The organism is Bifidobacterium sp. LH_558, from assembly GCF_056356295.1.
The window spans coordinates 192,704-218,597 of sequence record NZ_JBKETZ010000002.1; the positions used below are offsets into that span (position 1 = coordinate 192,704).

The window sequence follows — 25,894 nt, forward strand, 5'->3', positions numbered from 1 at the left end:
AAAGGCCGCATGCAGACCCCGGCAAAGACGCTTACTTTTGTGGTGCCCGCATACAACATGGAGGCGTATCTGGAACGATGCGTCCATTCACTGACCGCAGCCAGCCGTAACGACGACATCGAAGTGCTGATCGTCGACGACGGCTCGTCGGACGGGACGGCGGCACTGGCCGACACCTTCGAGCGGCGCATGCCCGGCATCGTGCGCGCCATCCACCAGAACAACCGCGGCCACGGCGGCGCGGTGAACCACGGCATCGCCGAGGCGCGCGGCGCGTACGTGAAGGTCGTGGACGCGGACGACTGGGTGGGACCCGAATCGCTGGAACAGGTGATGGAGGTGCTGCGCGCGCAGACCACGTCCGAATCGCCCGTCGACATGGTGGTGGTGAACTACGTCTATGACAAGGTGGGCAAGCGGCGCAAGCATGTGGTGAACTTCCGCCATGCGATGAAGTCCGGCGCGGTGCTCAGCTGGGACGATCTGGGTCATTTCGGACTGGCCGAATACATTCTGATGCACGCGCTGATCTACCGCACCGACGTGGTGCGCGCTTCGGGCATGCAGCTGCCGGAGCACACCTTCTATGTGGATTTCATCTACGCCTACCAGCCGTTCCCGTGGGTCAAGACGCTGATGTACGTGGATACGCCGTTCTACCACTATTTCATCGGCCGCGACGGGCAGAGCGTGCAGACCGATGTGATGATTCGCCGTGTCGACCAGCTGCGCCTGATCAACCGCATCATGACGGAGGCGACGCCGGAACGCGGCACCGTGCCGGATGGCCTGTACCGCTACATGATTCACTTCCTGGCGATTCAGAGCTCGGTGACCAGTGTGTTCCTGATCCTCTCGCGCGACAAGGAGAACTACGCGAAGAAGGACCAGCTGTGGGCCGACATGCGCGAGTATTCGCCGACCATCGGCCGTGACGTGCGTCGCAAGATCACCTCACGCGCGCTGAATCTGCCCGGCTCGGTGGGACGCTTCATCATCCGCTGGGGATACCGCGTCGCCGAACGCATCGTCGGTTTCAACTGATTTCGGGCGGTTCCGATTCGTCTCGGGCGGCTCTATTCCTTTACGGGCGGTTCCAATCCGTCTTGAGCGGTTGCCCTTCAGGCGATGAGCGGCCCACCCGCTGGCGGAAGGTTTTAGAAACGTTGATTTTCCAACGTTTTGCCTGATCTGATATTTGCCGTGCACCCTGATTGCATGAGAGGCCAGCCGCCCGTAGGAGATTGGAACCGCCCGTAAGAAAACCGGAACCGCCCGGAAGAGTCCAAGACCGCCCGAAAAGGATTAGAACCGCCCGCGGATAATGGCCAATAGCGAAGAGCCCTGACCACTTCAAGCAATGGCGAACCACAACGACACGCTGTCACAACAGAGTCACATCGATACGCCGCGGCGAACCAACAACACCGTCTTCATAGCGGAACCACGCCACCGAACCGGACACCACCAGCCGGATGCCGTCGAGCCAGATATCATCATGGCTTTCCCTCAACCCTTGCAAAACAACGCGGCATCCGTTATCCACATTCACCATTTTTCGGTGGATTACGCCGATTTATGCACCGCCGTCCACCAGTTTTCGAAGCCGCTAGCGCATACCAAACAGGTCGGTTTACATTGGCGCAATGAGCACACCAACGACATCTTTCGCCAATCGCCAACTCATCGAACTGAGCATGCGCGAAGAGGACCGGCTAAGGCGCTTCCATGAGCGACGGAGAAGCGCGACCGAATGCTGCCTGACCACCGCGTTGCGCATCGCGATGATTGAGGTCCCCATCCTGCTCAACACCGTCGAACCAGACCACCGTCCCCGACTCGACGACCAGCGCCTCCACCTCGTCGTACCCACCAAGGGCAATCGTTCCCAATGCAAGGATGCCCAGTACCATTCGTTCCAGCGAATCAGCACCGCGTCGATGAGCGCCGAATGCAGAGACACCTATGCGCCGATCAAAATCTGCCCGAACATCACCATGACCCATCCACTGCTCACATGGGCGCAAATGGCGGCTTACCTCAACGGAGGCGAGCTCATCGTCTTGGCGGACTCGCTGATGCGGCGCAATGCGGTGCAATACCGTTATAGCATCCAAGATTTCGCCGACCTATTGGACGCGCTGCCTCAGAAGTTCCGACGGCGCGAGAATTGCGAGAGAGCGCTTCTGTACATGAGAGAGAATACCGACTCCTCCATGGAGTCACGAATGCGCATCCAACTCATCAACACCAAGGTGCCCGAGTTGCAGGGGCTTGTCGTCAATCATCCGGTGGCGATCAGCGAAAGCAAAACCGTCTATCTGGATATGGCGATACCCGGGCTGCGCATCGGCATCGAATATTCGGGGCGGCACCACGCCGAGCAATGGGAAAGCGACGAGGAACGACGAACCGCTCTGACGGCAATCAACTGGCGGAACTTCACCGCCAACGCGGAGACCATGAACAACGAAACCAAATGGAACACATTCGTCACCCAACTTCGCCTCGCCATCCTCGAACAGCAGCGAGCGGATGGACCGTCGTCATCAGGAACGAATCCCTAGGAACGTAATTATGTGGTACAATATTCCGGAAATCGTATTGCGATCCGCCCTCAAACATGGGGTGAATCCAGACGATGCCTTGTACGTCATCGAACGCCCGATCATGTCTCTCGCCATAGAGGAGGAACCGCTTAAGATTCTGCATCTCGGCATCTCGCCCGAAGGCATCCCTCTGGAGGTCGTCACCGTACGCACCTCGCAAGGGGACGCGGTTATCCACGCCATGCGCATGCGCACCAAATACGTCAAGCTCCTGGAAGGAGGAGGACGATGAGCGACAAGAAGTACCGGCTGCTTTCAGCCGACGACTTTGACACGGCCGAAGCAAGGATGCTCAAGGAAGCCTCCGAGGAAGCACAACAAGGATATTCGGACCGGCAACTGGCCGCGGCCACCGCCAGACCGGTCGGCAGACCGCTATCCGTCGGATCTTCCCGTGCCTCGAACGTCATACGCGTGCGACTGGATGACGAGCGCGACAAGCGAATCGAGGCATATCGGCAACAGCGCCAACTCACCAGAAGCGACGCAGTGCGCGAACTGATTGACAAGGGCCTGGCCACAACATAGAACGAAACGCCTCCGGGATTGAGCCCCGAGGCGTTTCATGAAGAAACAAAAGAAAGCCTGTATTACATACGGGCGACAGCTCCTTTGGATGACAGTCAACGGGAGGCATGGAGTCGAGCAGCAAAACGAATATCTACATGCCTGATTGCATGTGACGCCGAAGCCCATCATGAGGCAGTCGTTCCGGATGGCCCGTTGGCTATGAATCATTCGACGTGATGGCTACGAGGCGTTCGCCATCGCCCTCATGTCGTCATACAGTTCGGACAGCGCGTCATTGTCCCAGAACTCGACCTCATAGCCGAACTCCGTCATCAGGTCGTCGGGAAGGACGATGCCGTTGCGGATAAGACACATGGCGGCCGATTCCAACGCGGCCTCGTCCTCGCCCGCGCCGAGCGCGGCGAACCTCACAGTCCGCCCACTATCCCGAAGACCGTTAGCCTCCAACACCGCGACAAGCCGGTTGATGAACACCTCAAAATCGTCTGCCATGACTCAAATCCTAGCATCGACGCGACAGGCCCACGGATACCCCCTCCAGCCGGCACCTTCCCGCGCATAGCGCTAATCCCTCCTCCGAGAATTCAAACGTCACAATCCACCCATTTGAAAACAGTCGAAACGGTGGTATATCAACGATTCAAATAGAGGGGAGGCTGAATTCAGCCATTTGAAAACGTCACGCTTGCCGACGCTTGGAAACGAGTAAGGATGCTCACGATGCCCCCTAAGCCCGACTTCGACCGATCCATCCGCTTCCACCATGGAGGCAGTTGTGGGCGCGACACCCACGGCTGAGCGATTCCGTCTAGGGTTATAGGTCAAAATGTGTGTCCGGAATGGCCTGTGAGGCGTTGTGCCGGTTGGGTTCCGGGGCGTTCAAATGTGGCGCACCGTTTTGAGGCCGGCCGGAATGTGTGTCCGGAAACGCGCCTGAGGCGCTGTCCCGGTTGGCGTGCGCGGGGTTCGAAAGTGGTTCTCTGGATGGCATGAGGATCCCATTGCCCCCGGCGTGCGGCGGCAGGACGAAGAAGAACGGTATCCCAACCGGTACGGCACCGGCATCGACCGGAACGAATCCCACACCCGACATCACCGAATACCAAGAACCGCCAGACGCACAATTTGGCCTATAACCCGCGGTCACGCCATCCATTCGGACGGCTCCATCATCTCTCGGGCGGTTTCGCCATCTCTCGGGCGGTTCCAATACCCTTCGGGCGGTTGACGTTTATGCGCATCCCTTGCCGTCTATTCGCAACAAGAGTCAAAAACGTTGAAACTCCGCCATTCTTGATTTCGATGAATGATCCGGCAACGAGGAATCCCCAATCCGGTAACCGCCCGAGCGGTATTGGAACCGCCCAAGAGATGATTGGAACCGCCCGGGCGATATGGAACTTCGCCCCCGATACCCGACACCACCGAATACCAAGAACCGCCAGACGCACAATTTGGTCTATAACCCACAACTACGGCATTCAGCCATTTTGCATTTTGCTATTGAATGCGATGGGTAAATGATGGGTCACGCCCCTTAATTGCCAGTGAGACACGAACGGCGGAATCTCGTTTTCTTGAGATTCCGCCGTTCAGCGAGTGGTGTTGGTACCCCCCGTGGGATTCGAACCCACAACCCACGACTTAAAAGGACGCTGCTCTAACCGTTGAGCTAGAGGGGCACGGTGCGTAGCACCAGTGGGATATTGTACAACGAATCGTGAGACACGCCAAACTCAGTTGAGGCTGTGCCGCGATTATGCCAAGCCCACGAGGACAGGACTAAGGCGCGATTTCACCAAACTCAACCGAAGCTACGCCGCGACTGCGCCGGCCCCATGCGGACAGGGCTGAGGCGAGGCCCCACCAAACTTAGCCGAAGCCGCATCGCGATCATGCCGGATCCATGCGGACCGGACTAAGGCCCCGGCAACACGGTACGCGTCCCGTACCATTCGCCGGGCTTATGAAGACAGAGCCAAGGCGCGGACTCGCCAAACTCAGTCGAGGCCGAGTTCGTAGGCGGCGGCCATCTCCTTGCCGGAGTAGGTTTTGAACGCCATCAGCGTGCGGGTGCGGGTCACGCCGTCGACCTTGGCGATGCCGCCGGGAATCACGTCGGTGAGCGCGTCATGGTCCGCGGCGGAGACGACCGCGACCAGGTCGATGTCGCCGGCCACCGAATACACCTCACGCACACCGGGAATGTCCGCGATCGCCTGCGCGACCTCGTTCACCTTGCCACTGACCACATCAATCAGCACGATTGCGTTCGTCATAACAACTCCTTTGTTCCGTCATTCATTCCGCCAGCACTCATTATAGGCGGACGTTCTGCGTTTCCGCATGAGTTCGGACGCCCTTCACACCAACTTGCCAACACTCACCATGCCCGCCATGCCCGCGCACGAACGGACTCGGCCAGAGTGCGGGCCGCACTTCCGCCTGTTCGATGAAACGTTTACGCGCGACTCGACTTGGCGGGGTCGCAACAGACTTGGTGGGGCCGAAACAACCTATTGCTCGAAAGCCTCACCTGCTAAACGACTACGCGCGGCCGGACTTGGTGGGGTCGATGCTCATCGTCTGGAAGCGGTCGGTCATGAAGTCGTTGCCGAAATGGTCGGCGAAGAATTGGGTGATGGGCGAGTCGGGAAGTTCGCCGGAGACGCGCGTGAACCAGCAATCGAGCGCCATCAGCGTCATCACACAGTCCACCACCATCAGCGCGAAGCAGAGCGTGGTGAGCGAGTAGCGCACCTGCCATGGGATCTTGTTGATCAGCCACAGCAGCCACGGCAGAATCAGCTTGACCCACAACAGGCCCAGCACACCCCAGAAGAACATGTATTTGCCGGAGGTGCGACCGCCGATCGACAGCCATTGGCCGGTGTAATCCCACGCGGTGATGCCGAACGCCACTTCCATGAACCAGCTGACGAACCATTCGAACGCGCCGCCGATCACCGCGGAGGAGAAGAAGATCGCCACCGGATTCGCGCGCCACAGGCGGTTGAGGCAGGCGGTCAGAATCACGGCGCCGAAACCGTAGATCGGCGAGAACGGGCCCCACAGCAGCCCGGCGCGGTCCTCATATTCGCCGAACAGGATGTAATGGTAGATCGTCTCGATCACCAAGCCGAACACGCAGCCGATCAGGAACAGCCAGAACACGTTGAAGAAGTCCAGCGAGATATAGCCTTTGCCACTCTGGTCGCGGCCGAGCATGCCCGTGCGCACGGCGTCCCAGTAGTTGTCGCGCTCGTCCATGCGTTTGAGGGTGCGGCGAAGGCGGCGTTCCTCATGCAGCGCCGGGTCCGCCACGATCGAGATGGTCACGAGGATCGCCAGCTGGATCGTGGGCATGATCAGGTTTCCGCCTATGCCTTGCAGGGCGAGCGAGAACATCGCCTCGGCGATGGTGAGCGGCATCAGCGTGTAGGCCCAGCGCGCGGCGTGCTTGCGTTTGTTGCGCAACAGCAGCACACCGAAGATGATCAGGCAGGTCGCGTTCACGGCCAGCAGGGCGGTGTCGGCCACGGTCAGCATGAACGTCAGGTCCATGAAGTCCACGTGCATGCGGCCGGCAAGCAGCTCGCGGATCGCGTACAGGCTGGACAGCACGATGGCCGGCAACGTCATGATGCCGTTGAGCAGCACCAGCACGCCGTAGATGCGGGCCGCCAACGGCAGCCGCTTGTCGTCGATATCGATCACGCCGTCGCCGTTCACGTCGGCCTCGGCGGCACCCTGGTTCGTCACTTCACTCATAATCCACTAGGCTATCAGGCTGCCTTTCGCCGCCGACGGAAGACCTCGCCCAGGGCCGGCGACTTATCGCGCGAAAGACAGGACGGCGGGGCAGCGGGGCAGGCCGACGGACTGCCAACCGCCGACGCGACCAGCACCGGACTCAGTGCCGGCGCTATGGGCGCGTATGCAACAACGGCCGCCCAATCGGCAACGGCACTGACATTGGATAGGGATTAGCGCTAGCGCTTGGCGGGGTTGCCTTTGGGCTTGCGGTCGCGGGTGGCGTAGAAGCCGAGCGCGACGGCGAACACGATCAGCGACAACGTATCGAAGGTGACCAACGAGAACACCAGCACGAATACCAGCCAATACACCACTTTGCGGTTGGGATGGCCCGGAACGATGTATTTGAACGCCACGAAGGTGCTCACCGCGGCGACGGCGATGGAGGCGAGCGCGTACAGCGCCACGTACCCGACCTGGCCTCCGCCGACCAGCGTGCCGTCCGCGGAGGGGATCACCCCCATGCTGCCGAGCACCAGCACCACGGCCATGCCCGTAAGGTAAAGGGATCCGGCCCAGATCAGCACGCGCTCCGGCGTGCGTTTCTGGAAGGAGACGGTGGCCGCCCGCTGCTGGCGCAGATAGTTGTTGTCATGCTTCATCGCATTCGCCATGATATGTCCTTTGTGAGTTCGTCCCTCACAGTCTAGCCCTGACCCAGGTGGTTCGGCGGGAGCGACCTTCGCACGGCCCCGTCACCCCATGCGGAGGGCGGTGACCGAATGCGGAGCAGTCACTTTGGTGCGTGTAGTCATCGTCCCACGCGGAGGGCGATGGCTGGATACAACCGGAACCGGCGAGGAATCATCATCACCCCCAAGCGGAGGATGGTGGTGTGACCTCATCACATCCAGCAAGCATTCAGCAAACGTCCGGAAACCATCGGTGAAGCTCGCAGGGCACGCCCCGGCCAACCCCAGCGGGCAGCCGGGCCGGTGCGGTTCACTCGTATGCAGATCACTTAACGCATGCAGACCATTGAACACACGTAAACCATTTAGCGCATGCAGACCACCGAGCATGGTGCGGCGCGAAACCATCCGCCGAACCATACCGACTTCGTTGATCACGGCGGCATATCAGCCGCGGCACTCACGAAAGGAATAACAGAATGAACGGCTTCACCACCGACCACAACGTCACGGCAGGCGACGCTCGAGCCGACTATGGCCGCCCCTCCGGCGATGATCCCTACCGCCAGCCGCTACGGAACCGCACGCATGCGGCCCGCGCACGCACGGCACGTACCGGCAGAATCGCCGCAATCACCGCAGCCAGCGCGCTGGTCGTCGGATTCGGCACCGGAGCAGCGAGCATGGCGTTCATCCGCGCGACTGCGACGAACACGAGCACACCCGGCGTCATGACCGGCCAACCCGGCGGCATGGGCGGCGGCGCCAACACCATGACCTTCGACTATTCCGGCACCTACTCCGCCGCGCTCACCGCCGACGGGGAAAGCGTCGAATCGAATGGAGAAACCACCGCAGCCAGCGAAACCGACCAGAACGTGGCCTTGGCCGAAAACGGCGGCACGCTCACACTCAGCGGCGCAACCCTGAACAAAAGCGGCGACTCCGACAACGCCGACAACTGCAATTTCTACGGCACGAACTCGATCTCACTGACCGTCGGCGAAGAGTCACGAACCATCATCAGCGACTCCACGCTCACCGCCGACTCGGCCGGGTCGAACGGCGTATTCGCCACCGACTCGGGCACCGCACTCGTCAACAACACCACCATCACCACCTCCGCCGATAACTCGCGCGGACTCGATGCGACCTACGGCGGCACGATCCTCGCCGCGTCGATCACCGCCGACACGGCCGGAGACCACAGCGCCACTGTGGCCACCGACCGCGGCGGCGGATCGATCTCGCTGAACACGGCCGACCTGAGCACGGCCGGATCGGGCTCGCCGCTGCTGTATTCCACCGGCGACGTGCAGGTGACCGGCGTGACGGGCACGGCGAGCGGATCGCAGATCGCCGGCATGGAGGGATACAACACCATACTGATCAACGACTCCACGCTGGAAAGCACCATCACCGAGAAAACCGCCAGCGACCCAGTCGCCAACGGCGTGATCATCTACCAGTCGACCTCGGGCGACGCGGAAACCTCGACCGGCGAGCATGCCACCTTCCAAGCGAAGGATTCCACGTTGAAGTCGGCCATCGAATCCGGTTCGATGTTCTACTTCACCAACACCACCGCCGACGTGGCGCTTTCGAACACCACGCTCGACTTCGACACCGACAAGGCGGCCCTGATCACCGCGGCCGGCAACGATGCGAACAACTGGGGGCAGGCGGGCTCGAACGGCGCGACCGTGACCTTCACCGGGCGTAATCAGACGCTCGCCGGCACGGTGGCGGCCGACACGATCTCGTCGGTCACGCTCAATCTGTTGGAAGGCTCGACTTGGACGGGCGCGGCCGAGATCACCGAGAACGCGAGCGCCACGGACGAAACCACCACCGACGCGCCCATCACCGTGAATGTGGATGGCACCTCGACTTGGGTGGTGACCGGCGACACGACGGTGTCCGCGCTGAACGTGGCCGACGGCGGCAGCGTGGTGGACGAGGACGGGCGCACGGTGAGCATCGTGGCGGGCGGTAAAACCGTCGTCTCCGGCACCAGCGACGTGACCGTGACCGTCACCGGCGAGTACGGCACCACCGTCGGCGAGGATCAGACCGGCGAATACACCGAACTCAGCGAGGACCTCATCGACCGCAGCGACTTCGACGAGCAGTTCGGCACCTCCACTTCGTGGAGCATGGCGTAACGCGGCGGTTGTGCCGCTGCCGCGGGTTGCGGGCGCACCCCGACCCGCGTGGTCATGCAACCGCGCAGTCACATCAGTACACAGCACTAATCACCCTCACGACCCAACGACCATATCCACATAACCACCCATCATTCGACCGCGTTTCATTCGCGGCCATACGAAAGGACATCCCATGACCGACAACACCACTCCTCTCTCCAACGAACAGCCGAACGCCGCCACCAACGCGCCTGCGGGAGGCACACAACAGAACATATATCCGTATGTCACACCCCAGTATGGTTCCGTGTATGAGGGTGCGCCTTATGGCGGCTATGCGCCGTATCCGCCGACACCCGCGCCTGCGGGCGTAGGTGCGAACGCGGCCCTGCAAGCGAAGAATGGCAAGCTTGCGCTGGGCGGAAAGACCATCGCTCTAATCGCCGGCATCGCGCTGGCCTGCGGACTGGTCGGCGGCGCGGGCGGCGCGTTCGCGGTCAACGCGCTGGTCGGGCAGACCTCGACCACGCAGATGGAGATGCAGATGCCGGGCGAAATGGATAGCGATATGGGCGGCATGGGCGGATTCGGCGGCCAGTCCAGCGACGGGCAAAGCGGCCAGATGGAAGCACCCGACGGCATGTCGCAAGGCGGTTCGTCCGAGAGCGGTCAGTCCGCTGACGGCCAGTCTAGCGGACAGTCCAACGACGGCGACAACACCGGTAGCGACGGCACTGGCAGCAATAGCTCCAGCAGCGACAGCGACGCTGGCACCAGCGACTTCGGCGATTCCTCCATGACCATCTAGGCCAACCCGTTGAGGCGTCGTCACTGGCGAACATGCCCGATGACGCCTCAACCGAAGCCGAAACCACTCTCGAAAAGAGGCTGGAACGAGTTTGGTGTGTCGGATTTTCCAGACAAGGTCAATTTCGCACACCAAACTCGCGAATCAATCGTTTTACCCAAACGAGGCTCAACAAGCCCACACACCAAACTCGAAAAGCACTATTTGAGGCCCGCCATTCTGAGCGGATGGACATGAAATAACGGGCAATATAAGGCGGAATCGCGCCTTCCGTGCAGACAGGTGCGGATAGAATTGCACGAATGATTATCGTCGTCGGAGGCGACGCGCTGAGCCCGCCCGACCGGGACGGCATTGAATCTATCTATTCGACCGCGCGTCAGGAGGCAGCAATGAGCGATATCGTCATCAGAGAGGCCACCGCCCGTGATCTTCCGCGGATTGTGGAACTGTTGGCGGACGACGACTTGGGGCGGCTTCGGGAGGAATACACGCTGCCGCTTCCGCAGTGCTATATCGACGCCTTCGAATGCATCGCGAACGATGCCAACAACCTGATTCTGGTCGCCTGCGACGGCGAAACCGTCATAGGCAATCTGCAGATCACCTTCACGCGATACCTCTCGCATAAGGGCAGCCTTCGCGCCACTCTTGAGAACGTCCGCGTGGCACAGAGCAGGCGAGACCTCGGCATCGGAACGATACTCGTGAACCACGCCATCGCGCTCGCCGAATCGCGGGGCTGTTCCGTGGTGCAGCTCGCCACTGATAAAACGCGAACGCAAGCGCACCGCTTCTACGAAAAGTTGGGTTTCCACCCAACGCACGAAGGCATGAAACTCCACCTTCCGCGCTGAAGCCTCGGGATTCTTCAATCACCCGGAACGACAGGAAAACGCCGCACCGCAACAGATCACTCAAATCACCGACATCGCTTACCTGCCAAGGGCTGTGATGGGGATGACGTAGATGTCGTCGTTACGGCGGTAGGCGAAGTCGCCTATGCCGATGAGCACGGCCAGGAATTCCGGAGTCCTCGTGCGCGCGCCCGTGCTCTCCGTCAGTTTTACTTTCAACCGGTTGAGGTTGGCCGCCGCCTCATCCACCTTGTCTTGGCTGGCTTTGATTTCGATGCCCGCCCAGCGCCCGTCCGCGAGTTCGATGATCGCGTCACGTTCCAAACCGGAATCGTCATGGTAGTAACGCACCGGCTCCACACCGACGTCCGGCAAGGCGCGCGCGTACACCAGCAGATCGCGTATGCATAGATTTTCGAACATCAGCCCGAACATCTGCCAATCCTCCAACAACGCTGCCGGCCCCATGCCGAGCACCGCGGCCGCGATGGAAGGATCGGCGAAATACCGCCGCGCCTTGGTCTGCAAACGTTTAGGAGAACGCGCAGGCGGCACCCATCCCGGAACCGGGTCGATGACGAACATCCGCTCGAACATCGCCGCGTATTCGGATACCGTTCGGGCGGAGATGAAATCATCGAGATTCTCTTCGGCACCGTACATATCTTTGCGCAAGGTTTCGAAGGTCACGGATTGGCTGACGTTGCGGGCCAGAGAGTTAAGCAGCCTTCGCGCGGATTCTGGGTCTTTCCCTTGCCGTGGCACACCTTCGGACAGTGTGAGACGCACATATTCGCGAATCAGCACTTGGGCGTCGGCCACCGGCATGGACTGCGCTTCCGGCCAGCCGCCGCGGCAGACCATGTCCAACAGTTTGGTCGTATCGCTTTCGACTTTCGTGGGGGTGAACTCGCCTGCGAACAGACCGGAAAGGCTGACCTCCCCTGTGGAGTCGCCGGTTTCGAGCAGCGTCATCGGACTCATGCGGATGCGTCCGATGCGCCCGGAACCGGTATACTGCGGGCGCTGATCGTCGCGAGGCGTGGAGGAACCCGTCAGAATCCATTGCCCCTTGTTGCCGGGTTCGTCGTCGGCCTGATGGCGAACCTCGTCCCACACGGCGGGCGCCAACTGCCATTCGTCGATGACGTGGGGTCGCTCGCCGAGCAGCATCAGGGAGGGGTCCGCGGCCGCGAGCGCGAGATTGTTGTCGCGGTCCACATAGGTGATGCTTTCCGCATGCTGCCGTGCGGCCCACGTCTTGCCGCACCATTTGGTTCCGGCGATTTCCACCGCGCCGAAAATGCGCATGTAGCGTTCGATCTGATCGTCGACGATGCGTGGGCGATAGCCTTCGGGTTTGACTTGAGATGCTCTCTGTTCGGCCATATTCCGCCCTTTCTCGACTTTTGAACATCCACCAACGACCAAAATCCGAACTTCTCAACTACCAAAATCCGAATCCTCCAACTACAATAATCCGAATCGTCATTAAGTAAGATGCCTCGACTCCGCTCGGCATGACGCCGCAACCATCGCAACGTAACGTCATCCTGAGCGCAGGCCGCTAGGCAGAAGTCGAAGGATTCTTACATGTCCATCTGTCAAAGACACTTCGACTCCGCTGCGTTCCGCTCAGCCTTGATGGAGGATAGACGGACTCCGATCAACGCGATGGGGCAAATAAGTGCCTAACGCAACATGACGGGAGACACACTGCATCACGAGACAGCACAACGAAAGGGCGGCCGACGTATGCACGCCGACCGCCCGTTGCAAGGGAGAGAAAGGAAGATTAGCTATTGGAGAGCCGTCACTTGGCGGCGGGCACCTCCTTCGCCACGGCCTTGGGCTTGCGGTTGCGCAGCACCAGAGCCGCGACGCACAGCACCATCAGCAGGACGAGCTCCACACCCAAAGCGACGGAGTACGCCTGCCAGTTGGCGATGTTCACCGGCATGAGGTTGCCGTTGGCCATCGCATACAAGGTGTTATGCGCGGAACGCTGCAGATAGTAGATATCCGCGTCGCTTTCGGCTCGCACCGAAATACCCCAGCGAGTCAGCCAACCGTCAAGGCCCGCACGCATCGCGGCATTCGCGCCTTCGGCCATGCCGCCCTGATCCATATCGGTCAGCACCTTGCCATTGAAGCCCCACTCGTTGCGCAGCACCTCAGTCAGCAAGCTTTCGTTGGCACCGGCATAGGTATCACCGATGAAGTTCATGCTGGCCATCACTGCGGTCGCGCCGCCCTTCTTCACACAATCCTCGAAAGGCTTGAGATAGATCTCACGAATGGCCTGCTCATTCGAGTAGGTGTGAAGATTCTCATGACGCACGGATTCCATGTCGTTGAGCGCGAAATGCTTGATGTATACAATCAGACCACCTTCACGGGCCGCCTTCACCTGAGCGCTGGCGGTGGTTCCGGCCAGAACCGCATCTTCGGAATAGTATTCGAAATTACGGCCGGAGAACGCCGAACGGTGGTTGTTCATCGCAGGCGCATACCAACCTGAAGTTCCGTAATACTGCGTCTGATCAGCCATTTGCTCACCGAACTCAGTGGCGATATCCACATTGAATGTAGCAGCCAACAGCGGAATGCAGGGATAGGCGATGCCATTCATCGATGTGGTCCACATCGACGAGATCCCCATCGGACCGTCCGAATCAACCGTACGGAAATCTTTGCCAATGGACAGCAAAGACGGCGAGGCATAGGTGGAATCCTCAACCAAAGACTTCAGCTCGTCGACCGTCAGCTGCTTGATCAGTTCATCCCACTGTGGATCGTCATAGTCGAGCCCACGAACGTCATCCAACGTCAGATCGCCATCAGCGGCGTAGTCGACGCCCTTGGTCATCGACGGGATGTTCTCGTCATAAGACGCATCATAGGCATCCTTGTCGTCTTCGTTGGCGGTGGAGTTTACTTCGTCCGACACGGATTCCATCGCCTCAGTGTAGTTGGCGAATCCATCGGCGCGGCTGAGATACACGCCACGAGAGGCTTCATCGAACTGATTCGAGGCGGACTGCCCATCAGAGGCACGCTGATCATCGCCGGAGTAGAAGTGGCTCTCGGCGAGTTCCGCCGTCACCTCATCCAACGATTCGTGAGCATTGGCACGAACGGAGAACACGTATTCACCCGCGTCCAGCATGTACGCGCCTTGCGTGCCGTCACCGTTGTCATGCGAGGTGTCATAGGCAGCAAGATCCTCAACCGGCACCTCGACAGTGACGGTTTCGCTGGTGCCCGGCGCAAGCTCAGCGGTCTTTCCGTAGCCGATCAGTTGCACGGCGGCCTTTTCAACGCCGTTCTCGCGGTCGTAATCGGTATACGGCGCGGTCATGTACAGCTGCACGACCTCCTTGCCAGCCACGTCACCGGTGTTGGTGACCTCCACGTCAACGCTGACCGTTCCCTTCGGGTCCAGCGTCGAAGCGTTGAATCCAGTGATCGTCTGCGCGAACGTGGTGTAGCTCAGGCCTGAACCGAACGGGAACGACACGATGGAGTCGTAGTCGCTGCCATAGTCGAAGGTTTCACCGGTTGTGGTATTGGTCACCACCGCACCCTCGGCGTAGGCGGTCTCATACCACTTGTACCCCACGTAGATGCCTTCGACATAATCCACGTAATGGCTGGCCTCGGCGTTTGACGCGACCTGCGTGCCGTAGTTTTCGTTCGCCGGAGCGCTGTCGTTATCGGTGACCCAGGTGTCCGGAAGTTTGCCGGACGGATTGATCTCACCGGTCAGGATCTTGCCCAACGCGTCGAAGCCGTACGGTCCGGGCAATCCGGCCCACACGCATGCGTCAACGCTATATTCGTCCAAGAATCCCATTTCAAGCGCGTTGGCGCTATTAATCACGACGATGATCTTGTCGAAGGTTTCGCTGGCACGCTGCATCAAGGCTTTCTCATTGTCATTGAGCTGCAGATAGTTCGCGTCATCGATCTGCTCGTAAGAGGTCAGATCCGCTCCCTCGCTGCCCGTACGGCCCAGCACAATCACTGCGGTGTCGGAGTATTCCTTCATCGATTCGAAGGAAGCGTCTCCGGTGAACTTGTCGATGGTCACCTCGTTGACCGTCAGCGGGGAGACATGGAAACCGATCTGCACCGGTTCCGGCGGCAGCACCTCATACACACCGGCGGACTGCAGCGCCGGGTTGATTTCGATGCCCGCATCTTCCAGCGAGGACAGCACATCAGCGGAATCCTCCGTGGCCGACACACGGCCAGAGCCGCCACCGCTGAAATACGGGTTGTAGGCGTAGTAGCCCAGCAGATTCACCTTCGCGCCCGACGACAAAGGCAACGCCTCATTGTTGTTGCGCATCAGCGTCATGCCTTCTTGCCCGATCTGTCGAGCCAAATCTTTCCAGTCATCTTCAGTGGTGTCGACTTCCTCCGAACCGACCGCGCCCACATAGAACACATTGTTGAGCTGGTTCGCGAACATATTCGTCGCGACGCCAAGAGCCACCACTGCGGCCAGCAGCAGCACGCCTAGCGACCCCAGAATACCGTTGCCCACCTTGAGGTGTTTAACGGCACGCCCCTCCCGGTAACGTTTGCGTGTGCCCAACGCCAACACCACCGCCGCAATGACGATAATCACCGCCAGAACGGCAATGCCGATCATGCAATACATGGCGAGCTGTCCGCCACTGCCTTCTTTCATGTCGTCCTCCTTTGGACTTCTCTCTAGGTGTAAGGACGTCGCGGTTGCGCCGCCCGATCAGTTAAACGTCACTTTTGCTTGAAGATGATCTTCATGATGGGGTAGAAGACCCAGAACGAAATCGCGCAGTTGATGAGCATGGTCACCAAGTCGGCGACCGTGGCACCGGTGCCGGAGCCCATCATGCCGATGCACCAGCCGTAGAGCGGTGCCTTGTACAGGCCCTGCAGCGCGGCCGCGCCGATGGTGATGATCACGTAGGCGAGCACGTACCAAGCCGCGGCCTTCCACACATTGCCGGTGGATTTGAAGGTCACGTTGCGCTGGGTGATGAAGTTGATCACCTGCGCCACTGCCATCGCGATCTCCACGGCGAGGAAGTACGCGAGTCCGCCGCCACCGCCGGCCGCGATCGAACCGGCTGCGTAGTCGAACACGTAGTAGGCGCTGCCGTCGATGCTCTGCCCGACGGGAAGCACCCGGAACGTGGTGTCGACCAGCGCGGTGAAGCCGAACGCCCATTTGAGCACCGGCATCAGCACCAGTTGCAGCACGGTCACCGCGTTGCACACGATGAAGAACATGATGAACTCGGCCAGCCCGTGATGCTTGGCGTCGAACGCCGCCCACCAGCCTTTAATCGCACGCACGACGGTGTTGCCGCCCACGCCGGATTCACCGACGACTTCGCTGCCGACGTTGCCCTCAACATTGATTCCGACTGTGTTCTGCGTCATTGTTTCACCTCCTTTAATTGAGTTCGAACGACTGGAAATCTATGGATCCCTCGCCCCGGTACGTGAAGTACAGGGCGGCCGGCCGCTCTCCTACCGCGGACGTATCGGCCGAAGCGCTATACGCACGCCACGTCCCGCCTGCCGCGGATTCGCCCACCTGCACGGGGATCGCGGCGATGACGCGCCCGCCGTCCGGGTCGAGACTGACGCGCATCTCGCCTTGCGCCGGTCCGCGAGCGCCGTCGCCCTTGTGGGCGCGCACCGTGGCCGAGATCGACGAGATTTGGTCGAGTCCGTCGAAGTATTTGAATCCGGCGACCGCGCCGTCGCGCATATTGGCGACGTACTGCATGGCGACCGGCTCCGCACCGACCGCGGCCGGGCTCACGTCGCGCCGGTCCTGCGTGAAGTAGGGATGTGCGGCGAGTCGCTTCTTCGGATTCGACCCGTCGTATCGGCCCGCGCCGTCCGCGCTCCACAGATTGCAGGCGATGCGCGCCTCATACGCGCCTTTGCCGCGCAATGGGCCGCCGTTCAATCCGCAGCTGGTGACTTCGGCTTGGGCAAAATGCCAGACGCCCCGCTCGTCGCGCGCGGCCTCCAGCTTTTCGGCGCAGGCTTGGCGCGCGTAGGAGCTGCGGTTGGTCTGGCGATGGTAGAAGGTGTAGAAGTCGTCGCCGATGCGCAGCATGCCGCCGTGGGTGTTGCCGGTGTAGTTCGAGGCGGTCGCTTCGTCCACATGATTGCCCAGCCCCACGTCGCCGACGCTGACCAGCGTACCGCCGAATTCGAAGCCTTCGGTCGGGCGGTCGGAGACGGCATAGCACAGTTCATGGTTGAGACGGGACGAGTACACAAAGTAGTAGCGGCCGTCGTATTTGCGCATCGAGCTGGCTTCGAAGAACTCATGTCCGGCGAACGAACCGGGGCCAGACTTGGGGAACAGCAGCTTTTCCGGCGTTTTGATGGTGACCATATCGGATTCGAGCTCGAGCACGTATCCGCCGTCAAAACCGAGCTTGCGGCCGCCGGTCGCGATGGACGGCACGGGCGTGTAGAAGCCGGAATACAGGTAGACGCGATTGTCGTCGTCCACCAGCACGCCGGGGTCGAAGGGGAAGGAGTCGCCCTTACGGCGGCCCCACAACGTGCCATCGGGGTAGCGCACGTGGCCGTGGAATTCGAACGGACCGGCCGGACTATCGGCCACGGCCACACCCATCAATCCCATGAAGTCGAAGGCGTAATACAGGTAGTAGCGGCCGTCCGGGCCGACGGTCACGTCGGGCGCGAACAGCAGGCGCAGGCCGAGGCGGTTCTTCGGATCCTGGTTTTTGCGGTAGATCACGCCCTCGTAGCGCCAGTCGCTCAGGTCATCCACGGGGGCGGACCAGGTGACGTAGTCGTTCATGCAGAACATCGGTGCGCCGAAGCGGTCGTGCGAGCCGTAGATGTAGACCCGGTCGCCGAACACGTACGGTTCCGCGTCGGGAATGTACTCGCCGCCCGGCAGATAGGGGTTGAGCGCTTGACTGTTCACGGTCGGTTCCTTCGTCGTCGAAAACTCCACATTGATGTTGGAACCATATTCGCAAAGTCGGGCGCGGTGCGGCGGCCCGTTGCACAAACGGAAAGTTTATTGCACGAACGAAGTGGGAGATTCCTCGACTTCGCTCGGAATGACGAGAGGACCCGCCCGGAATAACGAGAAGGACCCGCCCGGAATAACGAGAAGGACCCGCCCGGAATAACGAAACACCGCTCGAAATGACGGAAATACCTTACTCGTCATCCCGAGCGGAGCCGAGGGATCTCCACGTCCGAAACGACCAACGGCTAGCGCAAGGGAAGGAGCACAGTGAGTTCGAACCAGTGGTCTTTGGGGCCGACGGTGAGAGTGCCGCCGTATTTGGCGGCGGTGTGGCGGATGCTCTTCAACCCGAAACCGTGGTAGCGCTTGTCGCGTTTGGTGGTGGTTGGCAGTCCGCCGTTCGCGGTGCCATCACGTCCATCCGAATCCGCGTCCATCAGATAGTTTTCCACGCGCACAAGCGCGAAGCCGTTCGCTTCGGAAACCGAAACGTGGATGAGCCGTTTGGCGGGGTCGGCTATGCGCCGTTCGTATTCGATGGCGTTGTCAAGCGCGTTGCCGAATATCGTGCAGACATCCATCTCGCTCACACGCGCGAGCAGCGTGCCGTCGGCCACGCAGGTCAGTTCGATGCCGTCCTTCGCGCACACCAGCCCTTTGGCGGTGAGCATGGTGTCGAGCACCGCATTGCCGGTTTTGTATTGCGCCTCATATTCCTTGATGCCCTGCTCGATGTCGTCGAGATGCCGTTCGCGCCGCCCCGGGTCGCTTTCGGCGCGCAAAACCGCAATCTGATGTTTGAGATCGTGGTATTTGTGGTTGATGACGGCCACGCTTTCCTTCGACTGCTGGTATTGCGCGTACTGCATGTCGAGCAGGTTGCGGATCGAGTCCAGTTCCTTGCGCGCGTGGTTCTCGCACAATTGGATATGGAAGGCGTACATGAAGGCCACGCCGCCGAAGCCCACCAACGTACGGATGTTGAACACTTCGGTGCCGATGGTGCTGGTGAACGGAGTGGCGGTGGAGACGTAGCTGAGATTGCTGAGCGTGAAGGTCGTGGCCGCGATGATCACCGTGGTCAGCAGCTCATGGCCGGTGACGTCGGGCGCGGCGAGGTCGGGCCGCCGCTCAAGCAGCACCACCGCACCGAACACGGCGCCATACACCACCAGCAGCATCAGCGCCTGCACCCAAACGGCCTGGCTCCAGTCGTACCGCGACACCATATGGAAGTACAGCTGCCATTCGATGGACGCGGCGAATTCGGCGAGCAGGAACGCGCGCATCAGCCAGTAGACTGCGGTGACGGCGGTGAAGCGACAGCACACCCATATCGTCAGCAGCATGATGCCCAGCGCGAGCGCCATGCCCGGCAACCACAGGGCCACCGGCACGATGCCGATGCCGATCTGCACCAGAACCAGCGCCGCAAGCGAGACCACCGCCACCGCAACGTCCCGCAGGCGGGGCAGCTTGCGCACGCATAGCGTGATGATCACCATGCACGACAGCCATTCGGCGAGCGCCGTGTAGATTTTCGGAATATCGGGAATGACGCCGACGCTGTTCATTTGGCGACCGCACCCAGATAGTTGGCGAGCGCGTCGAGCAGTTCGCGCTGTTTGGCGCGGCTGACCATCACCAGGTCGCCGCCGACCTTCGCGTAGCCGTCTTCGATGCCGCGCACGTGGGCGAGGTTGACGAGATAGCCTTTGTTGCAGCGGAAGAAGCCTTCGTCGCGCAGGCGCTCCTCCACCTCTTTCATGGATGAGGTGGTGGATTCGAACACGCCTTCCTTGGTGTGGTAGGCGAGGCGGTGACCGCTGCTTTCGATCCACAGAATCGACGAGACGGGCACGCGGCTGGTGCTTGATTTGGCCGTGATCGTCACGTAGGTCTCCTCGCGGCGGCGCATGCGGGAGATCGCGCGGCCGAGCCGTTGGGTGAACGCGAAGTATGAGATAGGTTTGAGCACGTAGTCGAGCGCGTCCACTTTGTAGCCTTGGATCGCGTATTGGGCCATGTTGGTGATGAACATGATGACGACTTCGTGGTCGATGTCGCGGATGCGTTCGGCGGCGGTCATGCCGTCCATCGAGGCCATTTCGATGTCCATAAGGATGATGTCGTAGGCGGTGCGGTAGTTCGCGACGATGTCTTCGCCGTCGGGGAAGCGGGTGACGACGAAACGTTCGCCGATCTCCTCGCCGTAACGCGTGAGGTAATCCTCCAGCGTGCGCGCGTATTCGTTTTCGTCTTCGACAATGGCGACCTGTATCACCGCTTCAATCACCTCCTGTCGGAGCCTCGATGCCCCGAGCCCATAATAACTTACGACCTCGGTGTGGTGATGTTCGAGGGGTGATGTACGCTACATGGAGCGTAGCGCTACGGAAAACGTATCGCTACGCGAAACGTAGCGAACATATCGATCAAGGGGAATCGTGGGCAATATCCTCGCCATACTGAAGCGCGATATTCTGCGGCTGATCAAGGTGCCTACCGCATGGGTGATCATCCTCGGCCTATCCGTGCTGCCGTCGTTCTACGCGTGGGTCAACATCATCGGCTTCTGGGATCCGTACGGCAACACCGCCAGTCTGCAGATCTCGGTGGCCAACAACGACCGCGGAAGCACCACCGAAGCCCTCGGCGAGGTCGATCTCGGCAGCCAGATTGTCGACCAGCTGGGCGAAAACCACGATATCGGCTGGCGCTTTACCAACGCCGAACAGGCCATGGCCGACGTGGAATCCGGCGACAGCTACGCCGCCATCATCATCCCCGAGGATTTCAGCGAACGGCTGGCCGCACTGCTCAGCGGCGACGGCGAGCGCCCGGAGCTCGAATACTACGTCAACGAGAAAACCAGCCCCATCGCCCCCAAAGTCACCGATTCGGCGGCCAACACCGTGGACCAGCAGGTGAACTCCGCCTTCGTCTCCACCGTCAGCGAGGTCGTCACCCAAGCGCTGAACGACGCCAACGACGAAATCTCCGCTTCGGCCGGCGAGGCCAGCTCAAACACGGTGTCCGCGCTGCGCACGGTGGTGGACAATCTCGGCAAGGCACGCGACGCGATCGCCACGTTCAACCAGCAGACCAGCACCACTCCCGACGACATCCAAAGCGCCAAGCAGGCGCTGCAATCCGCACGCCAGCTCGGCAGCGACGCGAGCCAAAGTCTGACCGCCGTCTCCGGTCTCATCGCCTCCACGCAAACCTCGCTGAACGGATTCGTCTCCACATCCTCGTCGGCGCTCGACCAAAGCAACAGCCTGCTCTCGCAAGCCACCGCCCAAGCCACCGGCACAGTCTCCACGCTCGCCGGCAGCATCACCACCGCCAACGGGCATGTGGGAGGCGCGCTGGCCACCCTGCAGGACGTCAACGACCGGCTCGACCAAACCATCGACGATTTGGAAACGGCGTTCCCCGAGCATTCCGACATCGCCGACCAGCTGCGCGAGGCGAACGCGCGCACCAGCGAGGCCATCGACTCGCTCTCCGCGTTGAACACGTCGCTGGGGACCACCGCCACCGACACCGGCGCTCTGGCCGACAATCTCAACTCGTCCACGCAAAGCACCCTGGCCAACGCGCAGACCGCACGGCGCAATCTCATGGATGGTGCGCTGCCCCAGCTCAATACCGGGCTGAACACGCTCGGCGGCGCGGCCGGCACGCTCGGCGGGCAGATCGCCAGCCAATCCACCCTGCTCGACCAAGCCGACCTGATCCTCGACCAGGTGAACCAGGCCGTGTCCAACGCGCGCACGGCGCTGGACCGCACCGACACCTCGCTGGCAGGGCTCGAAACGCGGCTGAACACCACCATCACCGACATCAGCGCGCTGACCACCTCGAACCTGCTTTCCGAACTGTTCGGCGGCGACGGCAATCTGGACGTCAACGCCGTCGCGGACTTCATGCTCTCCCCCACCGTGCTCGACACCCAAACCGTCTACCCGGTGAATTCCTACGGCTCCGGCATGGCGCCGCTGTTCACCAATCTGGCGCTGTGGGCCGGTGCGTTCATGCTGGTGGCGCTGATTCGACTGGAAAGCGATGACGAAGGCATCGAGGGCCTAACCGTCACGCAGGCGTATCTGGGCCGGTGGGCGCTGTTGGCCATCGTGGCCGCCGCGCAGGGGGTTATCGCCACCGTCGGCGATCTGATCATCGGCGTGCAGACGGTGAACGCGGCCGCCTTCATCCTCACCGGCGTCATCGCCTCGCTGGTGTACATTTCCGTCGCCTATATGCTCGCCGCAACATTCCAGCATGTGGGCAAAGGGCTGATTATGGTGATGATTATCGTGCAGATCCCCGGTGCGGGCGGCATGTATCCCATCGAAATGATGCCCGATTTCTTCCGTAACCTGCACCCCTTCTTCCCCTTCACCTACGCGATCGACGCTTTCCGCGAAACCATCGCCGGATTCTACGGCACCACGTGGGTGGCCAGTCTGGCGCGGCTGCTGCTGTTCGCGGTGCTTTCGTTCGTCGTGGGACTGTACATCCGGCCGCTGTTGGCGAACCTCAACCGCCTGTTCGCGCGCGAAATCGCCGAAAGCGACATTCTCAACGGCGAGCCGACGCTGCTCAAGGGGCACGAGTACCGCATCTCCCAGATCGTGCAGGCCTTGGCCGACCGCGACGAATACCGCACGGCCATCGAAACGCGGGCGGCGCGCTTCACCGCGCTGTACCCCCAGCTGAAGCACGGCGCGCTGATCGTGGGATTCGTGGTCCCCGCCATACTGTCCATCACCTTCTCTCTGACCACGGGCGCGAAACTCGTGGTGCTGGGCACCTGGGCGATATGGGTGCTGATCGTCATCCTGTTCCTCATAGTCGTGGAATTCATGCACGACAGCCTGCGCCGCCAAGTGGCGCTCGGCAACCTAAGCGACGAGGAGATCCGCGCCACCTTCGCCCAGCGCCGGCGCAAGCGGCGTCCCAAGCGCTCCATGCGAAGCACGCAACACGAATCCACCACCCGTCATTCCGAGCGGAGTCCGGAGGACGGAGTCGAGGAATCCCAGCAGGAGAGATCCTTCGACTCCGGCTTCGCCTTCGCTCAGGATGACGAAGAAAAAGAAGCCCGCCCCACTCAGGATGACGAAGAAAATGCCACCCCCACTCAGGGTGACGAAGAAAATGCCCGCCCCACTCAGGACGGGACCGAGAAACAAGCCACCGAACGTACTGAAAGGAGCGAGGCATGAGGGTTATGTGGAAACTGTTCGTCGGCGACGTCAAACGCATCACCAGCAACGTCGTCTCCATCATCATCGTGATCGGCCTGGTGGCCATCCCCAGCCTGTTCGCCTGGTTCAACATCGCGGCCAGCTGGGATCCATTCAGCAACGTGAAGAACATGAAATTCGCCGTGGCCAACAACGACGAAGGCTACCAATCCGACCTCATCCCGGTGAAAATCTCCGTCGGCGACCAAGTGGTCAACGCCCTGCGCGCCAACAGCCAGCTCGACTGGACCTTCACCACCGAAAGCGAAGCCATCGAAGGCACTAAATCCGGCGAATACTATGCGGCCATCATCATTCCGGAAAGCTTCAGCGCCGACATGATGACCTTCTTCTCCGACGACGCCGACCACGCGCAGCTCACCTACCTGCGCAACGAGAAGAAAAGCGCGCTGTCGGCGAACATCACCGGCCAGGGCGCCGACGAAGTGGCCAATGAGATCAACACGACCTTCGCGCAGACCATGACCAGCACCGCGCTGGACATCATCTCGGCACTCTCCGACCGGCTCGACGACCCCGAAGCGCAAGCCATGCTCACCCGCTTCACCGCCAATATCGGCGACTTCTCCACTCAGCTGACCGGCGCGGCCGATACCCTCGAGACCATCGGCACACTGGTCGATTCCGCGGACGACCTGCTCTCCAGCTCGTCCGCACTGCTCGAGCAGACCGCCCAGGCCGCCACCGACACGCGCGGCCAACTGTCCGACGCCAAACAGGGCGTCACCAGCGTGGCCGACGCGTTGAGCGGCAGCGCAAGCACCGTGCAATCCTCGCTTGAGGCCAGCGCCGACAGCCTCAAATCCGTCTCCAGCAGCGTCGATACACTGTTCGACGACGCGGCCGGCAACGCCTCCGCCGTGGCGCAGGCCCTGCGCTCGCAGTCCGACGCCGTCGCCTCGCAAGCCCAGACGTACCAGTCCATCCTCACCTCGCTGCAGGACGCCGGATATGGTGATTCCACCGCCGCGCAGTCGCTCACGCGCGCCATCGAACAGCTCAACTCCCTGAGCGAGACCTTGGACAGCGCGGCAGACCAAGTCGAGTCCAGCGCCTCCGACACGGCGGCCAAACGCGAGCAGATCCAGCAGATCATCACCCAGGCCACCGATTCCATCGGCACGGCGAAGCAGGATTTCACCAACAGCATCGCCCCGCAAATCAGCCAGCTTTCCAGCACGGTAGCCAACGCCTCGGCCCTGCTCGGCGAGGACGCCGACCAGCTCACGCAAACCCTGAACCAGCTCGACGGCACCGCAACGTCCGCCGAAAGCCAGCTGGCAGACATGCGCGAGATCCTCGACTCCACCATCTCCCAGCTGCGTACGGCCGGCGGCAAACTGGCGGATTTCAACACGAAGCTGTCGCAGGCGCTGGCCAGCGGCGACATGAGCCAGGTGCGCGACGTGCTCGGCGACGACACGGAGGCCTTGGCCGCGTCATTGGCCGCGCCGGTCACGCTTACGCGCAAGGCCGTGTATCCGGTGGAGAATTTCGGCTCCTCCATGACGCCTTATTACACCTTCATTCCGCTGTGGACGGCCTCCATCCTCATTCTGCTCTCCGTCAAAACCACCGTCTCGCGCCGCCGCCGCAAAGAATTGGGCGACCCGAGCTCGAACCAGCTGTTCTTGGGACATTTCGGCATTTTCGCCGCCATTTCGCTGCTGCAAAGCACGGTCAGTTGCGCGGGCAGCCTGCTGTTCCTACGCGTGCAGGCCGTGCATCCGCTGCTGTTCATGCTCTCCGGCTGGGTGGGCGGACTGCTGTTCGCGTTCATCATGTACACGCTGGTGGTGAGTTTCGGCAATATCGGCAAGGCGATCGGCATGCTGCTGCTGGTGTTCCAGGTATCCGGTTCGGCCGGCTCCTACCCCATCCAGGTGCTGCCCGACTTCATGCAGGCGATCAGCCCGTTCCTGCCCATCACGCACGCCATACGCGCCATGCGCGCGGCGATCGCGGGCATCTACCAGAACGATTTCTGGGTTGAGATCGGCATTCTGCTGGCGTTCACGCTGCCGCTTCTGCTGCTTGGGCTGGTGTTGCGCAAGCCGCTGACCGGGCTGAACCGTTGGATTTCGGAACAGCTGGAACGCACCAAGCTCATCGGATGACGGTGGTTGCGCCTGTCTCGACGGCGAGACTGGCGCATTTAGCCCATGACTCATATGTGAATACGTGAAGGAGA

20 protein-coding genes and 1 tRNA gene are annotated in these 25,894 nt (G+C 61.1%); 9 read left to right on the forward strand and 12 right to left on the reverse strand.

Going from position 1 to position 25,894, the window contains the following annotated elements; translation table 11 throughout:
* Positions 1–9 precede the first annotated feature (9 nt).
* Complete coding sequence (locus AC1AV0_RS03635; RefSeq protein WP_476571196.1) at positions 10–1,044, forward strand: glycosyltransferase family 2 protein; 1,035 nt, start codon at positions 10–12, stop codon at positions 1,042–1,044.
* Between the two features lie 340 nt (positions 1,045–1,384).
* Here the strand turns inward: AC1AV0_RS03635 and AC1AV0_RS03640 are convergent, their stop codons facing one another.
* Positions 1,385–1,546, reverse strand: a complete 162-nt coding sequence (locus AC1AV0_RS03640; protein ID WP_476571198.1) for a hypothetical protein — start codon at positions 1,544–1,546, stop codon at positions 1,385–1,387.
* 100 nt (positions 1,547–1,646) lie between these two features.
* Here AC1AV0_RS03640 and AC1AV0_RS03645 point away from each other — a divergent pair, with 100 nt between their 5' ends.
* Genes AC1AV0_RS03645 through AC1AV0_RS03655 form a run of 3 tightly spaced genes read left to right on the forward strand, consistent with a single transcriptional unit; the run spans position 1,647 to position 3,137 of the window.
* The gene (locus tag AC1AV0_RS03645) at positions 1,647–2,567 is read left to right on the forward strand and encodes a hypothetical protein (RefSeq protein WP_476571200.1); all 921 of its coding nucleotides are present in this window, start codon (positions 1,647–1,649) and stop codon (positions 2,565–2,567) included.
* A 10-nt stretch (positions 2,568–2,577) separates the two neighbouring features.
* Entirely contained in the window at positions 2,578–2,841 is a 264-nt protein-coding gene (locus AC1AV0_RS03650) for a toxin (RefSeq protein WP_476571202.1), read from the forward strand.
* The gene (locus tag AC1AV0_RS03655) at positions 2,838–3,137 is read left to right on the forward strand and encodes a hypothetical protein (RefSeq protein ID WP_476571204.1); all 300 of its coding nucleotides are present in this window, start codon (positions 2,838–2,840) and stop codon (positions 3,135–3,137) included. Before AC1AV0_RS03650 ends, AC1AV0_RS03655 begins: the two co-directional genes overlap by 4 nt.
* Positions 3,138–3,359: 222 nt before the next feature.
* On the opposite strand, the gene AC1AV0_RS03660 is transcribed toward AC1AV0_RS03655, so the two are convergent.
* The 5 genes from AC1AV0_RS03660 to AC1AV0_RS03680 form a co-directional block, all read right to left on the reverse strand.
* Positions 3,360–3,632, reverse strand: coding sequence for a hypothetical protein (locus tag AC1AV0_RS03660; RefSeq protein ID WP_476571205.1), 273 nt, complete (start codon positions 3,630–3,632; stop codon positions 3,360–3,362).
* Between the two features lie 1,114 nt (positions 3,633–4,746).
* Positions 4,747–4,822, reverse strand: a tRNA-Lys gene (locus tag AC1AV0_RS03665).
* A gap of 318 nt (positions 4,823–5,140) precedes the next feature.
* A complete protein-coding gene (locus tag AC1AV0_RS03670; RefSeq protein ID WP_476571207.1) occupies positions 5,141–5,419 on the reverse strand; it encodes an Lrp/AsnC family transcriptional regulator in 279 nt (92 codons plus the stop codon).
* Positions 5,420–5,687: 268 nt separating this feature from the next.
* Positions 5,688–6,911: a putative ABC transporter permease gene (locus AC1AV0_RS03675; protein ID WP_476571209.1), complete on the reverse strand. Its 1,224-nt coding sequence runs from the start codon at positions 6,909–6,911 to the stop codon at positions 5,688–5,690.
* Positions 6,912–7,132: 221 nt separating this feature from the next.
* On the reverse strand, positions 7,133–7,570 hold the full coding sequence (locus AC1AV0_RS03680; protein WP_476571211.1) for a hypothetical protein: 438 nt from the start codon (positions 7,568–7,570) through the stop codon (positions 7,133–7,135).
* Between the two features lie 497 nt (positions 7,571–8,067).
* Here AC1AV0_RS03680 and AC1AV0_RS03685 point away from each other — a divergent pair, with 497 nt between their 5' ends.
* From AC1AV0_RS03685 to AC1AV0_RS03695, 3 genes are all read left to right on the forward strand, one after another.
* The gene (locus AC1AV0_RS03685) at positions 8,068–9,753 is read left to right on the forward strand and encodes a beta strand repeat-containing protein (RefSeq protein ID WP_476571213.1); all 1,686 of its coding nucleotides are present in this window, start codon (positions 8,068–8,070) and stop codon (positions 9,751–9,753) included.
* A 175-nt stretch (positions 9,754–9,928) separates the two neighbouring features.
* The gene (locus AC1AV0_RS03690) at positions 9,929–10,543 is read left to right on the forward strand and encodes a hypothetical protein (protein WP_476571215.1); all 615 of its coding nucleotides are present in this window, start codon (positions 9,929–9,931) and stop codon (positions 10,541–10,543) included.
* Between the two features lie 272 nt (positions 10,544–10,815).
* Complete coding sequence (locus tag AC1AV0_RS03695; protein ID WP_476571217.1) at positions 10,816–11,400, forward strand: GNAT family N-acetyltransferase; 585 nt, start codon at positions 10,816–10,818, stop codon at positions 11,398–11,400.
* A gap of 78 nt (positions 11,401–11,478) precedes the next feature.
* On the opposite strand, the gene AC1AV0_RS03700 is transcribed toward AC1AV0_RS03695, so the two are convergent.
* The 6 genes from AC1AV0_RS03700 to AC1AV0_RS03725 form a co-directional block, all read right to left on the reverse strand.
* On the reverse strand, positions 11,479–12,789 hold the full coding sequence (locus AC1AV0_RS03700; RefSeq protein ID WP_476571219.1) for an ATP-binding protein: 1,311 nt from the start codon (positions 12,787–12,789) through the stop codon (positions 11,479–11,481).
* 424 nt (positions 12,790–13,213) lie between these two features.
* Positions 13,214–16,099 carry a glycoside hydrolase family 3 protein gene (locus tag AC1AV0_RS03705; protein ID WP_476571221.1) on the reverse strand — a complete coding sequence of 962 codons (2,886 nt, stop codon included), beginning with the start codon at positions 16,097–16,099 and terminating at the stop codon, positions 13,214–13,216.
* 68 nt (positions 16,100–16,167) lie between these two features.
* The gene (locus AC1AV0_RS03710) at positions 16,168–16,836 is read right to left on the reverse strand and encodes a hypothetical protein (RefSeq protein WP_476571223.1); all 669 of its coding nucleotides are present in this window, start codon (positions 16,834–16,836) and stop codon (positions 16,168–16,170) included.
* A gap of 13 nt (positions 16,837–16,849) precedes the next feature.
* Positions 16,850–18,376 carry a family 43 glycosylhydrolase gene (locus tag AC1AV0_RS03715; RefSeq protein WP_476571225.1) on the reverse strand — a complete coding sequence of 509 codons (1,527 nt, stop codon included), beginning with the start codon at positions 18,374–18,376 and terminating at the stop codon, positions 16,850–16,852.
* 296 nt (positions 18,377–18,672) lie between these two features.
* Positions 18,673–20,001 carry an ATP-binding protein gene (locus AC1AV0_RS03720; RefSeq protein ID WP_476571227.1) on the reverse strand — a complete coding sequence of 443 codons (1,329 nt, stop codon included), beginning with the start codon at positions 19,999–20,001 and terminating at the stop codon, positions 18,673–18,675.
* Positions 19,998–20,723, reverse strand: a complete 726-nt coding sequence (locus AC1AV0_RS03725; RefSeq protein ID WP_476571229.1) for a LytR/AlgR family response regulator transcription factor — start codon at positions 20,721–20,723, stop codon at positions 19,998–20,000. The genes AC1AV0_RS03720 and AC1AV0_RS03725 overlap by 4 nt, the downstream gene beginning before the upstream one ends.
* Before the next feature lie 151 nt (positions 20,724–20,874).
* On the opposite strand from AC1AV0_RS03725, the gene AC1AV0_RS03730 reads away from it, so the two are divergent.
* Entirely contained in the window at positions 20,875–23,661 is a 2,787-nt protein-coding gene (locus AC1AV0_RS03730) for a YhgE/Pip family protein (protein ID WP_476571231.1), read from the forward strand.
* Positions 23,658–25,820: a YhgE/Pip domain-containing protein gene (locus tag AC1AV0_RS03735; protein WP_476571233.1), complete on the forward strand. Its 2,163-nt coding sequence runs from the start codon at positions 23,658–23,660 to the stop codon at positions 25,818–25,820. Before AC1AV0_RS03730 ends, AC1AV0_RS03735 begins: the two co-directional genes overlap by 4 nt.
* Positions 25,821–25,894: the final 74 nt, after the last annotated feature.

Excerpts from the sequence above, each read along its gene's own strand:
- AC1AV0_RS03635 (WP_476571196.1), top strand. The coding sequence starts at position 10 with ATGCAGACCCCGGCAAAGACGCTTACTTTTGTGGTGCCCGCATACAAC.
- AC1AV0_RS03645 (WP_476571200.1), top strand. The coding sequence starts at position 1,647 with ATGAGCACACCAACGACATCTTTCGCCAATCGCCAACTCATCGAACTG.
- AC1AV0_RS03650 (WP_476571202.1), top strand. The coding sequence starts at position 2,578 with ATGTGGTACAATATTCCGGAAATCGTATTGCGATCCGCCCTCAAACAT.
- AC1AV0_RS03655 (WP_476571204.1), top strand. The coding sequence starts at position 2,838 with ATGAGCGACAAGAAGTACCGGCTGCTTTCAGCCGACGACTTTGACACG.
- AC1AV0_RS03660 (WP_476571205.1), bottom strand. The coding sequence starts at position 3,632 with ATGGCAGACGATTTTGAGGTGTTCATCAACCGGCTTGTCGCGGTGTTG.
- AC1AV0_RS03670 (WP_476571207.1), bottom strand. The coding sequence starts at position 5,419 with ATGACGAACGCAATCGTGCTGATTGATGTGGTCAGTGGCAAGGTGAAC.
- AC1AV0_RS03675 (WP_476571209.1), bottom strand. The coding sequence starts at position 6,911 with ATGAGTGAAGTGACGAACCAGGGTGCCGCCGAGGCCGACGTGAACGGC.
- AC1AV0_RS03680 (WP_476571211.1), bottom strand. The coding sequence starts at position 7,570 with ATGGCGAATGCGATGAAGCATGACAACAACTATCTGCGCCAGCAGCGG.
- AC1AV0_RS03685 (WP_476571213.1), top strand. The coding sequence starts at position 8,068 with ATGAACGGCTTCACCACCGACCACAACGTCACGGCAGGCGACGCTCGA.
- AC1AV0_RS03690 (WP_476571215.1), top strand. The coding sequence starts at position 9,929 with ATGACCGACAACACCACTCCTCTCTCCAACGAACAGCCGAACGCCGCC.
- AC1AV0_RS03700 (WP_476571219.1), bottom strand. The coding sequence starts at position 12,789 with ATGGCCGAACAGAGAGCATCTCAAGTCAAACCCGAAGGCTATCGCCCA.
- AC1AV0_RS03705 (WP_476571221.1), bottom strand. The coding sequence starts at position 16,099 with ATGAAAGAAGGCAGTGGCGGACAGCTCGCCATGTATTGCATGATCGGC.
- AC1AV0_RS03710 (WP_476571223.1), bottom strand. The coding sequence starts at position 16,836 with ATGACGCAGAACACAGTCGGAATCAATGTTGAGGGCAACGTCGGCAGC.
- AC1AV0_RS03720 (WP_476571227.1), bottom strand. The coding sequence starts at position 20,001 with ATGAACAGCGTCGGCGTCATTCCCGATATTCCGAAAATCTACACGGCG.
- AC1AV0_RS03735 (WP_476571233.1), top strand. The coding sequence starts at position 23,658 with ATGAGGGTTATGTGGAAACTGTTCGTCGGCGACGTCAAACGCATCACC.